The sequence below is a fragment of the Micromonospora polyrhachis genome (genome assembly GCF_014203835.1).
Lineage (GTDB): Bacteria > Actinomycetota > Actinomycetes > Mycobacteriales > Micromonosporaceae > Micromonospora_H > Micromonospora_H polyrhachis.
Map to the genome: position 1 here is coordinate 1,121,644 of NZ_JACHJW010000001.1, position 13,199 is coordinate 1,134,842.

The 13,199-nt window shown below is 68.5% G+C and carries 12 protein-coding genes; 6 read left to right on the forward strand and 6 right to left on the reverse strand.

The window, feature by feature from the left end; genetic code table 11:
• Nucleotides 1–473 precede the first annotated feature (473 nt).
• Entirely contained in the window at nucleotides 474–1,451 is a 978-nt protein-coding gene (locus FHR38_RS04290; protein ID WP_184532973.1) for a helix-turn-helix transcriptional regulator, read from the reverse strand.
• A 130-nt stretch (nucleotides 1,452–1,581) separates the two neighbouring features.
• Between FHR38_RS04290 and FHR38_RS04295 the strand changes: the two genes are divergently transcribed.
• On the forward strand, nucleotides 1,582–1,983 hold the full coding sequence (locus FHR38_RS04295) for a RidA family protein (protein WP_246446297.1): 402 nt from the start codon (nucleotides 1,582–1,584) through the stop codon (nucleotides 1,981–1,983).
• Between the two features lie 217 nt (nucleotides 1,984–2,200).
• On the opposite strand, the gene FHR38_RS04300 is transcribed toward FHR38_RS04295, so the two are convergent.
• The 3 genes from FHR38_RS04300 to FHR38_RS04310 all read right to left on the reverse strand — a co-directional run bounded on the left by FHR38_RS04300 (nucleotide 2,201) and on the right by FHR38_RS04310 (nucleotide 4,517).
• A complete protein-coding gene (locus FHR38_RS04300; RefSeq protein ID WP_184532976.1) occupies nucleotides 2,201–3,496 on the reverse strand; it encodes an NYN domain-containing protein in 1,296 nt (431 codons plus the stop codon).
• Between the two features lie 129 nt (nucleotides 3,497–3,625).
• The gene (locus tag FHR38_RS04305; protein WP_184532977.1) at nucleotides 3,626–4,120 is read right to left on the reverse strand and encodes a cupin domain-containing protein; all 495 of its coding nucleotides are present in this window, start codon (nucleotides 4,118–4,120) and stop codon (nucleotides 3,626–3,628) included.
• A 25-nt stretch (nucleotides 4,121–4,145) separates the two neighbouring features.
• Nucleotides 4,146–4,517, reverse strand: coding sequence for a DUF4267 domain-containing protein (locus FHR38_RS04310; protein ID WP_184532978.1), 372 nt, complete (start codon nucleotides 4,515–4,517; stop codon nucleotides 4,146–4,148).
• A gap of 86 nt (nucleotides 4,518–4,603) precedes the next feature.
• Between FHR38_RS04310 and FHR38_RS04315 the strand changes: the two genes are divergently transcribed.
• Nucleotides 4,604–5,182, forward strand: a complete 579-nt coding sequence (locus tag FHR38_RS04315) for a TetR/AcrR family transcriptional regulator (RefSeq protein WP_184532979.1) — start codon at nucleotides 4,604–4,606, stop codon at nucleotides 5,180–5,182.
• 134 nt (nucleotides 5,183–5,316) lie between these two features.
• On the opposite strand, the gene sigJ is transcribed toward FHR38_RS04315, so the two are convergent.
• Nucleotides 5,317–6,234 (reverse strand): RNA polymerase sigma factor SigJ, encoded by a 918-nt coding sequence (gene sigJ, locus FHR38_RS04320; RefSeq protein WP_184532980.1) that lies wholly within the window; start codon nucleotides 6,232–6,234, stop codon nucleotides 5,317–5,319.
• Between the two features lie 100 nt (nucleotides 6,235–6,334).
• Between sigJ and FHR38_RS04325 the strand changes: the two genes are divergently transcribed.
• Nucleotides 6,335–6,703 (forward strand): hypothetical protein, encoded by a 369-nt coding sequence (locus tag FHR38_RS04325; protein ID WP_184532982.1) that lies wholly within the window; start codon nucleotides 6,335–6,337, stop codon nucleotides 6,701–6,703.
• Nucleotides 6,704–6,836: 133 nt separating this feature from the next.
• On the opposite strand, the gene FHR38_RS04330 is transcribed toward FHR38_RS04325, so the two are convergent.
• Nucleotides 6,837–8,381, reverse strand: coding sequence for a hypothetical protein (locus FHR38_RS04330; protein WP_184532984.1), 1,545 nt, complete (start codon nucleotides 8,379–8,381; stop codon nucleotides 6,837–6,839).
• Between the two features lie 269 nt (nucleotides 8,382–8,650).
• On the opposite strand from FHR38_RS04330, the gene FHR38_RS04335 reads away from it, so the two are divergent.
• The 3 genes from FHR38_RS04335 to FHR38_RS04345 all read left to right on the forward strand — a co-directional run bounded on the left by FHR38_RS04335 (nucleotide 8,651) and on the right by FHR38_RS04345 (nucleotide 13,092).
• Nucleotides 8,651–9,745, forward strand: a complete 1,095-nt coding sequence (locus FHR38_RS04335; RefSeq protein ID WP_184532986.1) for a lysylphosphatidylglycerol synthase domain-containing protein — start codon at nucleotides 8,651–8,653, stop codon at nucleotides 9,743–9,745.
• A gap of 427 nt (nucleotides 9,746–10,172) precedes the next feature.
• Nucleotides 10,173–11,189: a glycosyltransferase family 2 protein gene (locus tag FHR38_RS04340; protein WP_184532988.1), complete on the forward strand. Its 1,017-nt coding sequence runs from the start codon at nucleotides 10,173–10,175 to the stop codon at nucleotides 11,187–11,189.
• 37 nt (nucleotides 11,190–11,226) lie between these two features.
• Nucleotides 11,227–13,092, forward strand: coding sequence for an AfsR/SARP family transcriptional regulator (locus FHR38_RS04345; RefSeq protein ID WP_184532990.1), 1,866 nt, complete (start codon nucleotides 11,227–11,229; stop codon nucleotides 13,090–13,092).
• The last annotated feature ends 107 nt before the right edge of the window (nucleotides 13,093–13,199 follow it).

Here is a 13,199-nt window from a genome sequence, read left to right on the forward strand (position 1 = left end):
GCGGGGCCGCTCACCCCGAGATGTCGTCGTCCCCCGTCACCATGATCGCTCCCTCGCGTCCTCATCGCGGTCTCTCGCCGCGCGGCACTAGCCTAACAACTTCCTGGGTGCCACCGGCACGGCAACCGCCTCGCGCCCAGGGGTGACCGATGGGTCGCGTCCTGCGCGACCGGCGGCCGGCAACGGCAGCGCTGAACCTGGCGCTGTGATACGCCTTTGCCGTTCGGGCTGGGCGCGGTCAGGCACAGGCCGGTCGCGGTGACGGTGGGCGTCCGCCGAGCTATCGCCCACACCGAGCGGTTCGTCGGCGCCGCACGTCGCGAGGTTCCCCCGCCCAGTACGCTCCCCTGCAACCGGCGAGGATCACACCAGGCACTGAAAACGCCGCCCTAACGGTCCCACCGCCCCGCCGTCGATCTCATCCACGAACGGTTTGCAGCACGTCGGTGGCGGCCCGCAGAGGGCGACCGCTCTCAGGATGGCAGTCCGTAGCGGGTGGCGATCGCGGCGGCGCGGTTACGCAGGGAGGTGCGCAGCCACTGGGGCGCCAGGGCTTCCGCGTTCGTGGCGAGCTGCCACAGCGCCCATTCGGCGTGTCGCGAATCCTGGAAGGTGACCTCCAGCCGCAGCCAGCCGTCTGCGTCGGTTTCTTCGGCGAGTACGGCCAGCGCGGTGCCCACCAGGTCTCCCCGCCGCGCCGGGTTCACCCGTACCAGCACGGTGACTTGGTCGTCGCCGCCGGTCCGAAACTGTGTGCTGCGTTCCTGCCAGGCCCGGTCCAGATCGACCCGGTCTGGTCGCTGTGCGGGTTCGGCGAGTTCCTTGGCGGCCACGAGCCGGGACAGCCGGTAGGTGCGGTCCGCGCCCGATCTCGTGGCCAGCAAGTAGCCCTGGTCGCGTACCGTGACCAGGCCGATCGGGTCCACCGTGCGCCACTTCGGGGTCTGGTTCACAGCCGCGTAGTGGATGCGCAGCTTGTGTCCGGCGAGCACCGCGCTTCGCACCTCGGCCATTATGGTGTCGGGCACCTCCTCGGCGGCCAGCCGGCGCGAGAGGAGGTCGATCTCCGGGTCGATGAGCAATCGCTGGGCCGCGCCGGCTGCGGTGGCCCGATAGCTTTCGGGCAGCGCCTCGACCACCTTGCGCATGGCCGAAGCGAGCGCCGAGCCGAGACCGAATGCCCGCGCGCCGCTCCGCGATCCGGCGACCAGCAGGGCGAGCGCTTCGTCGTGGTTCAGTCCGGTGAGTTCGGTCTGAAAACCGGGCAACAATGCGAAACCGCCGTGCCGACCGCGTTCGGCGTAGACCGGAACACCGGCTGTGGACAGCGCCTCGATGTCGCGGAGCACCGTGCGAGTGGACACCTCCAGCTCACGGGCCAGCGTGTCCGCAGTCAACCGGCCACGCTGGCGGAGCAGTAGCACCAGCGAAACCAACCGGTCAGCACGCATCCGAGAACCTTATCGAAATACACGACACAGGATGTCGTGATTCGTTGGAAGGCTGATCAACACGACGTCAAGGATGGCGGCTACCGAGCCGATCGACGTCCGCACGCTCGATTGATCGAATGGAGCTGATATGGCGATGCAACGAACGGCAGTCAACCCGACAGCATGGTCGGTGGAGATGGGATTCAACCAGGGTGAGATCGTCTCCGGGCATAGCCGGACCCTGTACTGCTCCGGACAGACCGCGATGAGTGGCGACGGCAAGCCCCAGCATGACGGCGACATGGCGGCACAGTTGGCGCTGAGCCTCGACAACCTGGAGGCCGTGCTCGGCGAGGCTGGCATGTCCCTCGCGAACCTCGTCCGGCTCAACGTCTACACCACCGACGTCGACCTACTGTTCCCGCACTACCACGTGCTCGCGTCGCGGTTGGGTGCCGCCGGGGTGGCACCGACCACCACGATGCTCGGCGTGACACGACTGGCGATCCCCGGCCAGATGGTCGAACTCGAGGGAACCGCCGTCGCGTAGTACGGCCTCGCCGCCTCCGCTGCTCGTGCCGGTTGAAGCCGGCACGAGCAGCGGAAACGGGTTGTTCCGGTGTTCAAAGCTAGCCGAGTTACACAGCCTCGTGAACGTCGAGGACGACTTCGAAATGCTCTATACGACGCGATGGCAGACCACGGGGCCGAGCGAACCCGGACCCGGACTGGCGCGACGCGTCCCGGCACCCCTGTCCGACCGCCGCTCAGGACGCGAACGGGGGCTCACTGTCGGAGAACGCACCCAGCCAGGTCCGAATCGTCGTGATCTCGTCGTCGGAGAACGTCATCTCCGCGGCCTCGGCACGGCTGAGGACGTTACTGGCGAAGGCCTCACCGATCTCTACTCGGGTCGGCGGTGGCTGGCGATGCAAGGGGCACCCGCCGAAGGACGCCCCGCGCACGACGAACCCGACGGCACCGCGGCTGACGGGCAGTCCCTGATCCCGAAGCTGGTCTCGGGACCAGCCAGTGCACTGGGTCAGGTTGAACCGGTGGGAATGGGCATAGTCCGATAGCGTCTGGTAGATCGCCGGCCACCACGACTGGGGCAGCCGCGGCAGGTCAAGCTGGTCAGCCAGGCGCTCGATGGGCTCGGGAAGCGCGCTGCGTTGGGGCAGGGTGGCGGCGGGCTCGGGGGCCAGGTGGCGGCTGGTATCCCACAACAGGTGTTGCGACATCTGAAGGTTCGGCAAGTCCAGGCTTACCATGGCGCGGGCGAAACTGCCGAAACCAAACCAATTGCTGTCGCTCACCGAACGACCCAACTGAGTCCGCAGCCGGGACGCGAGCGAAGCCATGTTCAAGGGCTCCAACGCCTCGTTGTATTCGCGGGTGACGACCGCCCGGAACGCGTCGTACGCCTCACTCTGGCCCGCTGCAGCGGCGTGGACGACACGTTCGTCGAACTCGGCGTCCACCTCGTTGTCCGCATCCCCGTCGAGATCGACCGACTCGCCCTGGACCAGTGCCAGCAACTGATGGCTGTCAAGTACCTGGTCAGCGATCGCGGTAAAGGCCTCTGCCGCGTCAGCCGGTGACACGATCATGGTTCGTCGGTCAGAGCGGCGCAGCCTTTGCAGTAGCGGGGTCATGTCGGAGTCACCAGATGCGATGACGAACTCGTCGTAACGGGTGTCGACGGACAGAGCGTCGACGGCATCGACGACGATCCTGATGTCGGCTGCGTTCTTCGTCCCGCTGTAGCGGGGGCAGTCGATCACCTCGAAGCCGGCACGGACGAACCAGGGCCGGAACTTGGAGAAGAACAACCGTGTCTGCTCCCCAGCCGGGTCCGAGTGATAAACCCAGCCGGCGGGATTGAGGTAGCACCGTAGGAGCAACCAGCGGCGCGGCGCGTCTGTCGTCGGCATCGTCGCCAACCGCCGCAGCCACGCTCCCGGATCGCTTGCGAACTGGACCGCCACCTCCGGGTCCAGCTTGTAGAGCCCGCCGAAGACGTTGTCGAAGTCGAGGTAGAGCGCCGCTCGGACGTGACCCATGAGCGCAACCTACCAACGGACAACAAGTGTCGCCGTTACACCCCATGCCGAGCCGTCAGGTTCGGTCCGTCGCTGTCACGAACAGGCCCAGTGGCTGTGGCGGACGTTCCCCGCCGATATGGTCGCCAGTCAACGACGGGCGGCATCCCAGGCTGGGCTGCCCCGAAAGTACGTGTCGTACAACTCCTGCACCTCCAGCAGGCTCTCCGGCGGCACCTTGCCGTAGGCGATCCGCTCCAGGTGCCGGAAGTACTCGAACCGTTCAACGCCGGGGGTGATGACGATGAGGATGTCGGCGTTCTCGCCCGGGGCGGCGGCAAACGCGTGCGCCACGCCGGGCGGCACGATCACCAGGTCGCCGCGCCCGGCGGTGACGACCTGTTCACCGGAGAGCAGTTGCGCGGTGCCGTCCAGCAGGTAGAACAGTTCGGCCGAGTTGGCGTGGTGGTGCGGCCGGGCACCGTCCGCGCCGCCGGTCAGCGTGACCCGCTGGGTGGAGAGTGCCCCACCGGTGGCACTGCTGTCGGCGAGCAGCCGGATCGTGGTCGGGGCGCGTCCCACCACCTCGGCGTCCGCGTCACGGACGATGACGGATCGGTCGAAGTCGGGCGTGATCAGGGACATCGGTAACTCCAGTCGTCGGTTCGGGCTAGAGGGCGAACAGCAGGACGGCGTCGAGCAGGACGACCACTGCGGTGGCGAAGTGGATGCCGAAGGCGACGGCCTTCGTGCCGCCGTGTCGCAGCACGACGACGGTGTCTCCCAACGGGTTGAGCGCGACGATCAGCATGTACCACGCGACCGCGTCGGCGGTGGTGAAAGCGATCAGCGCGAGCCCGAGCAGGCCATAGCTAAGGTCGCGCAGGCCCTTGATCGTGAGGTAGGCGGGGTCCCCGTCCGGTTTGGCCGGGACGCCGTAGCCGGCGGCCGAGGCCCGGGGCACCAGAAGGAACCGGGCTCCGATGAAGACACAGAAGAGGCTGAGGACGACGGCGAGCCCGTAGGCGACGACGCTGAGCATGTTCGACTCCAGTTCTAGCGCTGCTAGGTTCGGGAGCGAAGCTAGCATAGCCACGACAGGTTGGCTAGCAGTGCTAGAGTCACGCCATGTCAATTCAGGCGCGGCGGGAGCGTGAGCGGGCGGAACGAGAGCGAGCAATCGTCGCCGCAGCCCGCGAGCTGGCCGAGTCGGAGGGCTGGGACGCGGTCACCACCCGTCGGCTCGCCGCCGAGATCGAGTACAGCCAACCCGTCCTCTACAGCCACTTCAAGGGCAAGGACGCCATCATGGCGGCGGTCGCCGTAGAAGGCTGCGGCGACCTGGCTGACGAACTCGCCGCCGCCCGGGCCGCCGCGACCGACCCGCGGCAGGCGGTGGCCGGCATCGCCACGGCGTACGCCGCGTTCGCCGAACGGCGGCCCGCCCTCTACGACGCGATGTTCAACCTGGCCGTCGAGCTGCCCTTCGCCAGCCGGGACGTACCGGTCGACCTGGCCCGGGCCTTCGCCGAACTGGCCGAGACCCTGCGCCCCTTCGCCGGCAACGACGACCTGGAGGCGTTCACCGAGACCTTCTGGAGCGGGCTGCACGGCCTCGTCACGCTGATGCGAAGCGGCCGGCTACGGCGGGAGCAACACGAGCAGCGGTTGGCCCTCCTGGTCGACCGGTTCGCCCGGCCAGAGTGAGCTGACCGCCAGGGACGCGTGCACCCGATGGCCGACCACGCACCCGTCACCGTCACCGTCACGACCGACACGCTGCTGCTCAGCTACCAGCAATTCTGGGACTGCCGTAGGCACCTCGGCGAACGGGCGCTGACTTAGCCCTCCCCCGCCCACGGACGCAGCTTCTCCGGGTTACGGACCGCCCAGATCCGCGTGACGCGCCCGCCGGCGACGTCGAACGAGGCCACGGTCACGACGACGCCGGCACGCTGGGCCACCAGGCCCGGCACACCGTTGACCGACCGCTCCAGGAGTTCGAGCCCCGGAGCCATATCGGCAATGGCGACCATGTACTGGCCGATACGCGCGCCACCCTCGACCGGACGCAGGACGGTGCCGACCATGCCGCCGCCATCGGCGGTCATCACGGCGGCCGGGTCGAGAAGGTCGACGAGGGCTGCGATGTCCTTGGTCTCCCATGCCTCCTTGACGTGCCGCACCACGTCGGCCTGGCCGGTCGCCGCCACCGGAGCCCGCGCGGCACGCACCCGCCGCCGGGCGGAGGCCGCGAGCTGCTTGCAGGCCGCAGGGGTCCGGCCGAGAATGCCGGCGACCTCGGCGAAGGGGTACCGGAAGACCTCGTGCAGGACGAACGCCACCCGCTCGGCGGGCGTCATCGACTCCAGGACGACGAGGAAGGCCATGGCCACCGACTCGTTCAGGACGATCTGGTCGGCGGGGTCTGCCCAGCCGGTGGGATCGACGCTGCCTGCGTGGTCCCACTCGGTACGGTCGGGCAGCGGCTCGGGCAGCCACACGCCGACATAGCGTTCCCGGCGGGCCCGCGCCGAGCCGAGCAGGTCCAGGCAGATCCGGCTGGTCACCGTCGTCAGCCAGGCACCGGGGGACAGGATCTCCTCCTGCTGGCTTCGCGGCAGCCCGTACCAGCGTGCGTAGGCATCCTGTACGGCGTCCTCGGCCTCGGTCAGGGAACCGAGCAACCGGTAAGCAACATTGATCAGTTGGCGTCGCTCGCCGACTGTCCCATCCGGGCTGGTCGCGACAGTCCCCATGCTTCCGGCCGCCCCCTCGCCTTACCTTTCGCAGGCCCGCGTCGTCGGACTGGTGAGACCTTATCGACCTACTGCCCAAGGGCGGAAAAGGAGATGTGACATGGCCACCCAGGTGACGGCCAATCCACGACGCAGTTCCTCGTTCCTGCGGATCGCGATCGCACTACAGACCCTGACCATCTTCCTTCAGGCCGTCTCCGCCGGACTGCTGTTGACCTCGACCTACGGAGAGACGCTGCACAGCGTCGGAGCCCGTGTGATGTACGGGGCGTCGATGCTGTACGTGCTCGCGGCGGTGCTGGCGTGGAAGCCGGGCGGCGGCTCGCCCCGGCCTGTCTGGTACGCGTCAGGATTCCTCGTACTCGCCTCGGGCCAGGTTGTGCTGGGCATCGCGCACGTTCCGTCGATCCACCTCCCCCTGGGAGTCCTGATGTTCGGTCTGAGTGTGCTGGCGCTGGCCCGGCGCTGAGGTGATCCTCGGCTGCGCCACCGACGCCGAGGACGTCATTCCCGCAGGAGGCCTGGATGTTGTGGGTGGGCGTCGACCTCGACACGGTGCTGGACCAGCGCGCGGTAGAGCAGGTCGACGCCCAATCGGAGGCTCACCGCAGGGCGGTGTGGGCGTCGACGAGAAAACGGTCGCGGTCGTCGCCGTGGGCGATTGCCGCGTTGTAGACGGCGTCGATCGCGGCGACCAGCGGACTGTCATGTGCCAGGGCGATCAGGGCGGGGAACGCGACGGCCTGCTGGAGCATCTCGGTGACGCCGCGTGGTCCGAACGCTCTTGGGCCCAGGCGAAGTGGGACGGTGGTGTGCGGCACCTCGGGATCGGACAAGAGCCGGTGGAAAGCGGCGCTGCCGCTCTGCTCGGTGAAGGATCGGGGCAGTGGGCGGTTGGCCTCGGCGGCGGCGAGCGCGCCGGCGATCCACCCGATCTGCTCTAGCCCGGCTACCCGCATCGCGCGACGGGCCGCCCAGCAGGCTGCCTTCCGCTGGCGGACGGCGGGCAGCGCGTCGATGCGGTCGAGCAGCGGGCGATCGATCCGGGCAAGGGACTGTGCCTGGCTGAGGAGCCCTCGGACACGATCCGACGGCGGAGTGCCTCCCCACCGCTCGGCGTCGCGTTCGGCCCGCAGGCGGCGGCTCTTCTCGGCCAGCGCGGTCGCCTCGGCGGCCTGCTTACGCAACGTCTCCAGCCACGGATACGACCCGGCGGTGTCGAGCAGATGGTCCCAGATCAGGCCGAGAGCGAAGGCGTGCCGGCCCAGCATTCCCTCGTGCCGCAGCGTGAAGCCGTCGGGGCCGGACGTCAGCCGTACGGTACTCGACTCGTCGTCCGGGAGTGTGGCCAACGGATCAGGGAAGATCGGCTCGTCGGCGGTGGCCCACGACCAGCCGAGAGTCTCACCGTCGACCCGCTCCAGCCGGACCTCCAAGTCGCCGACGGGCAACACTCCCATCGAGACCTCGACCGGCGCGGGCCGGTGGCGAATCACCGCCACCCGGGACAGCCCGCTGTCGTCCTCGTACGGGTCAGGTGGCAGCGGCGGCAGGATGGCCGGGCGGCCCGACGGGCGCGGCACCAGCGACAGCATCGCCCACTCGGCGGCCTTCGCCGGTTTCTGCTCCCAGTCGCGGCCCCCCGGGTCGGCCAGCACGGTACGCCATGGTGTCTCCTCGGACACCGCCCAGATGTGCAGCTCGTGCCGCTCGGGCGGGTCGTCGTCGGTGCGTACGGTTTCGTGCAGGCGGTCGCGCGCGTGCACCCGCACGCGGATCAGCCCGCGCGGGACCGCGACATCGGTGAGAGCCGCCGCGGTGCCGCCCATCAGGCCGGTGACCGACAGCCGGCCACTGGGACTCCAGAGAGTAGCCTCGCTGATCGCGTCCCAGTCGACGTCGACCTCCGTGGGAGGTCCGGGCAAGACACGGACGCGTGCCTCGATCCAGCCGGTGTGTATGCCGCAGAACCCGGTGAACTGACTCGACCCGCCGACGTGCAGCAGGTTGTCGCCGAGGGTGTAGATCTCCACGCCGGATACGCCCGGCACGGTGGACACCTCGTACTGGCAGTAGCTGACGGACAGCCGCGCCCAGTCGGTCACGGATATCGGAGTTCGATGATCCGCGCCATGCAAATCGTCCACTCCCGGATCCTACGACTGTCGTCATAGGACCCGTGAGGCACCGAGAAGTCCTTGCCGGCGCTGTCCGACCGGGCCAGGCGGCCGAACCGGTGCTCACGAGCGCCCGGGACAGGAGAGCATCCTGCCCTCACCTGCACGGTCACGTCTCGAGTTTGACCACCCTCGGCGCGGTCCGGCGGGTCCAACTCCGGAATCAAGGAATCGACAAGCTGCCCCGCAGTAGCGTGACAAGCGTCCGGGATCTATCGACGACATGGAGTCGAGGTCGCGTGTTGGTGCGGGAAGCAGGGGACGGTTCGGACACCGATGCCGGGCCGGCGGCGTCGAACGCACCGCCCGGCCGGCGTGGCTGGCGCGCCACCGCCCACCGGTCGCTGATGGTTCTGTTCCTGATGGTGGTCGCAGCCGCCGTGGCGCTGGCGCTGCGCGGCCAGGACTGGTCGGTGCTGCCGTCGGCGGTCGGCGATCGTCCCCCGGTCTCCTTCGCGTTGCTCGTCGGGATCGCCTTCCTGCTCAACGCCGCGTCGGTGGTGCTGACCATGGTGTCCTGGCGGGAGATGATGTCGGGAATCGGCGAGCGGCTGAGCCCGGTGGCGGCGACGCGGATCTTCTTTGTCGGCCAGTTCGCCAAGTTTGTCCCGGGCAAAGTGCTCGGACTCATCGTCGCCATCAGGATGGGCAAGGCGACCGGGGTGTCGGCGGGCCGGATGACCTACGCCTGGCTCCTGTCGCTGGTTGTGGTCATGCTCACCGGTACGACGGTTGGGCTGGCCGCCGGGCCGGATGTCTTCGGGGCTTCGGCCGGTTGGCTGGCGCTGGCGGCGGTGCCGATCGTGGCTGTTCTGGTCCGCCCGGACCTGGTTGGCCGGGCGGCGGCCATGGCGGCCCGGGTGCTGCGCCGACCGTCGCCGACGGCGGACGTCTCCGGCCGAGGAGTCCGTCTGGCTGTGCTCCTGCAGTTGCTGGCATGGCTGCTTGGCGGGCTCCATCTCTGGGTGCTCGCTGTGGCGATGGGCGCCGCGCCGGCCCGCTCGTTCCTGCTCTGCGTCGGGGCGTTCGGCCTCGGCGCGGTCACCGGGATGCTGGCCGTGTTCGCCCCGGAGGGCATCGGGGTGCGTGAGGTGGTCCTGCTGGCAGCGCTCGGCGTGACGCTGCCGCTGCCGGTGGCCGGCGTGGTGGTGGTGGCGAGCCGATTGGTGGTCACGCTCAGCGAGCTTTCCACGGCTGGGGTGGCTCTGCTGGTGAGTGAAATCCAGCTCCGGGGGCGGCCGGTGCATCGGCCTGAGGTAGCCGTGGTTCCAAGGTGTGCGGAGGTCGGCAATCGGAGGGAGGAGCAGGCTCTGTCAAACCGGGACAATGAATGATCGTTTTTTCATCGACGATTGACCGATATTGGTTAATGTCGCCACAATATTGAACTGCTTTCCGTTATTCGAGGAATCTTGACGACGCGGTCGAGTCGCGGTCCGGTGAGCGGCGCATGGCGACCGAACATGTCTTTGGCCTCCACGAGGAATTCCGTGTGCGCAGGGTCGGAGACATCACGGAAACGTGCGTGGCCTGGCAGCTCTCGACGGGATTGCCGCCTCGTCCGCAGCGACTCGGACGCCGCTCACCGAGCGTGAAAACCGTTCATATCGAAGGACTTGACGACACCTGCCAGGTGGCGCAGTCGAAAGCGTTGCGCCGCGTTGAATGCAAAGGGATTCATGCGAGAAGCCTGTGGAACATGGGAGCGTGACCATGCATACTGAATCACGCTGATCGATGTGCATACAACGGGGAGTGTTCATGAACGAGTCCAGACCAGCGCTGGTGTCGGTGATTGTGCCCAGTCTCAACACTGCGAAGACCATCGGGCTGTGCATCGAGGCGGTGCTGGCGCAGACGTACCCCGCGATCGAGATGATCGTGGTGGATGACGGGAGCACCGACGGGACGGCCGACATCGCACGGGCGTATGGCTGCACGGTGATCCGACTGCCGCGCAACGTGGGGACCGGCCCGGCCCGCAACCGTGGAATCGAGGCGAGTCACGGTAGCGTCTTGTTCTTCCTCGACGCCGACGTGGCGCTCGCTCCGGACGCGGTCGAGAACGCGGTGCGGATCCTTGACGAGAACCCGACCTACGGCGCGGTGTGGGGCGTCTACGCCGACCGGCCGCTGGTCGATGACGGCTTGGTGAAGCGAGTCCAGGTGCTCCACGCGCACTACCGGCAGATCCGCAAGCTGGGGCCGGCCCGGACCGGGCACTTCGCTGGCGGTGCGATCCGCCGGAGAGTCGTCGACGAGGTCGGCATGTTCGACGAGCGACTGGGACCGATCAACGAGGACACCGAATACAGCCTGCGCATCGCCGAGCGCTTCCCGATGGTCCGGACCACCGAAGTCGTCGGATACCACGACGACGATGACGAGGTGTCGTCGGTGATCAGGAAGTGCTTCAAGCGAGCGGTCCGGTTGGTGCCGCTGGTCCTCACACGGCGCGGCTCGCGATTCGAGAAGGAGGCGACCTACCAGCCACAGGAGGTCGCGGCGGTCTTCCTGGCCACTGCGACGATCCCACTGGCGATCTTCTCGCTCTATCTCCTGGCCGTGCCACTGGCCTTCCTGGCCTGGTTCATCCTCGCGGACCTGCGCCGGCTGGGCTTCGTGCGCAGGAACGCGGGCTGGCGGCTGGTGTTTCCGTGCATGGCGCTGAACTACACCTACAGCTTGACCATCTCGCTCGCTGCCCTCAGTGGTGCCCTGTGTTACCTCGTCGATCCGCGGTTCCGCCGCCGGTGGTCTGGGGCGGTCGCCCGTTGACGTGCCGCTCAGGACTGCTTCACGGGAGGGAATACAGGTGAGAATTCGACTACTGGGTCCTGTCGAGGTGGAAGTCAACGGGCGACCGTTGGACGTGGGTCCGCGGCAGCGGCGGGCGGTGTTGGCGGCCCTGGCGGTGGACGCCGGAACACCGGTGTCGAGCGACACGCTGGCAGACCGGCTCTGGGGTCTGACCGCGCCGGAGGCGTCTCGCAGTTCGCTCTACGCCCACGTGACCCGGCTGCGGCGGGCGCTCAGCGAGGCCGACGACGACCGAGAGGGGCCGGTCAGCCTCCGTCGCAACGACGACGGTTACGTACTGAACATCGACCGACGCCTGGTCGACCAGCATCGCTTCCAGGAACTGGTGGAGTCGAGCCGGGCGGCACCGCAGTCCGGCGACGAACGCATCGAGCTGCTACGCGAGGCGATGAACCTGTGGCGCGGAACGCCACTGTCCACGCTGACCAGCGACTGGGCGCTGCGGGTTCGCCGGAGCATCGAGTACCAGTTCACCGGGCTGGCAGGAGCCTGGGGGGCCGAGGAGCTTCGGCGGGGGAACGCGGAGGCGGTCGCCGACCGGTTGGCCCAACTCGTGGGCGCCTACCCGCTCGCGGAGCCGCTTGTCGCGCTCCAGATGCGTGCCCTGTGCGCGGTAGGGCGGGTCTCGGAGGCGCTGCAGTGCTACGCCGAGGCGCGCGCCCAGATCGTCGAGCAGATCGGCGCCGAGCCTGGGCCGGAGCTGCGCCGTACCCACCTGGCTGTGCTGCGGGGCGAACTCGACCAGGAACCGGGCCCGAACACCTTGGGCCGCTTAGTCCTGCCGCCCCGGGACGTACCGCGGCAACTCCCCGCCGACCTGTCGAGATTCGTCGGCCGTTCCCACGAGCTGGCCCAGGTGCTGGACTCGTTCACGCCGACCGGGCACCGCGGATCCACTCCGGTCGTGAACATCTACGGCGCGGCCGGGGTCGGCAAGTCCACGTTGGCCATTCACGCCGCGCACCGGCTAGTCGCGCGGTACCCGGACGGTCAGGTCTACCTCGACCTGCGGGGCTCCGCTTCGGGGGGGTCGCCGCTGAGTCCGGCCGACGCGCTGGCCCGACTCCTGCGCACCCTGGGGGGTGTCGCAACGCCGTACAAACCGGTCCAGGTCGACGAGGCCGCCGCACTGTTGCGGTCGCTGATGGCCGGTCGACGGCTGCTGCTGGTGCTGGACAATGCCGCCGACGCGGCCCAGGTGTACCCGCTGCTGCCCAGCGCGACCGGTTGCGGGACCCTGGTTACCAGCCTCCAGCCCCTCGCCGGCCTGGGAGACGCCGGCCAGGTGTGGGTAGGCGCGCTCTCCGTCGACGATGCCGTGACACTGCTCTGCCAGTGGGTCGGCGCAGACCGGATCGCAGCCGAGCCGGAGGCGGCGGCCGCGATCGCCCGGTGGTGCGAGTACCTGCCGCTGGCATTGCGGATCGCCGGCGCCAGGCTGGTCGCCCGACCCCGCTGGCCGCTGGCCGAGTTGCGTGACCGCCTGGCGGACGAGCGGCGCAGGCTGGACAACCTGGAGCTGGACGGCATGGGGCTGCGGGCCAGCATCGGTGTCTCGTATCAGCGGCTGTCACGTAGCACCGACCTGACCGAACGCGCCATCGCTGAGGCGTTCAAGCTGTTGGGCGCCTCAGCCGAGCCTGAACTCGATCGCTCGGCGGCTGCCCGGGTGCTGACCCGTTCCGAGGAGGACGCGGAACGGATGCTGGAGCGTCTGGTCGACGTCCAACTCCTGGAGACGTCATCGCCGGGCAACTACCGGATGGGAGCGTTGGTGCGCCTCTACGCCAGGGAGCGGTTCGCGGGCCGGCACGAGGAAGAATCTCGGCTGAGGGTGTCGGGACCAGCCGGAACAGCATGATCCGCGATGGTTGGCCCAGACGGCGTACGTCGTAGGCGGGCAGATTCCCAGCATCAGCCGTCACAGGCGAGGCCGAGTTGAGGAGTCGAATCGGTGAAGCGGATCGA

Coding starts and splice junctions, on each gene's coding strand:
- FHR38_RS04290 (WP_184532973.1), bottom strand. CDS start 1,451: ATGCGTGCTGACCGGTTGGTTTCGCTGGTGCTACTGCTCCGCCAGCGT.
- FHR38_RS04295 (WP_246446297.1), top strand. CDS start 1,582: ATGGCGATGCAACGAACGGCAGTCAACCCGACAGCATGGTCGGTGGAG.
- FHR38_RS04300 (WP_184532976.1), bottom strand. CDS start 3,496: ATGGGTCACGTCCGAGCGGCGCTCTACCTCGACTTCGACAACGTCTTC.
- FHR38_RS04305 (WP_184532977.1), bottom strand. CDS start 4,120: ATGTCCCTGATCACGCCCGACTTCGACCGATCCGTCATCGTCCGTGAC.
- FHR38_RS04310 (WP_184532978.1), bottom strand. CDS start 4,517: ATGCTCAGCGTCGTCGCCTACGGGCTCGCCGTCGTCCTCAGCCTCTTC.
- FHR38_RS04315 (WP_184532979.1), top strand. CDS start 4,604: ATGTCAATTCAGGCGCGGCGGGAGCGTGAGCGGGCGGAACGAGAGCGA.
- sigJ (WP_184532980.1), bottom strand. CDS start 6,234: ATGGGGACTGTCGCGACCAGCCCGGATGGGACAGTCGGCGAGCGACGC.
- FHR38_RS04325 (WP_184532982.1), top strand. CDS start 6,335: ATGGCCACCCAGGTGACGGCCAATCCACGACGCAGTTCCTCGTTCCTG.
- FHR38_RS04340 (WP_184532988.1), top strand. CDS start 10,173: ATGAACGAGTCCAGACCAGCGCTGGTGTCGGTGATTGTGCCCAGTCTC.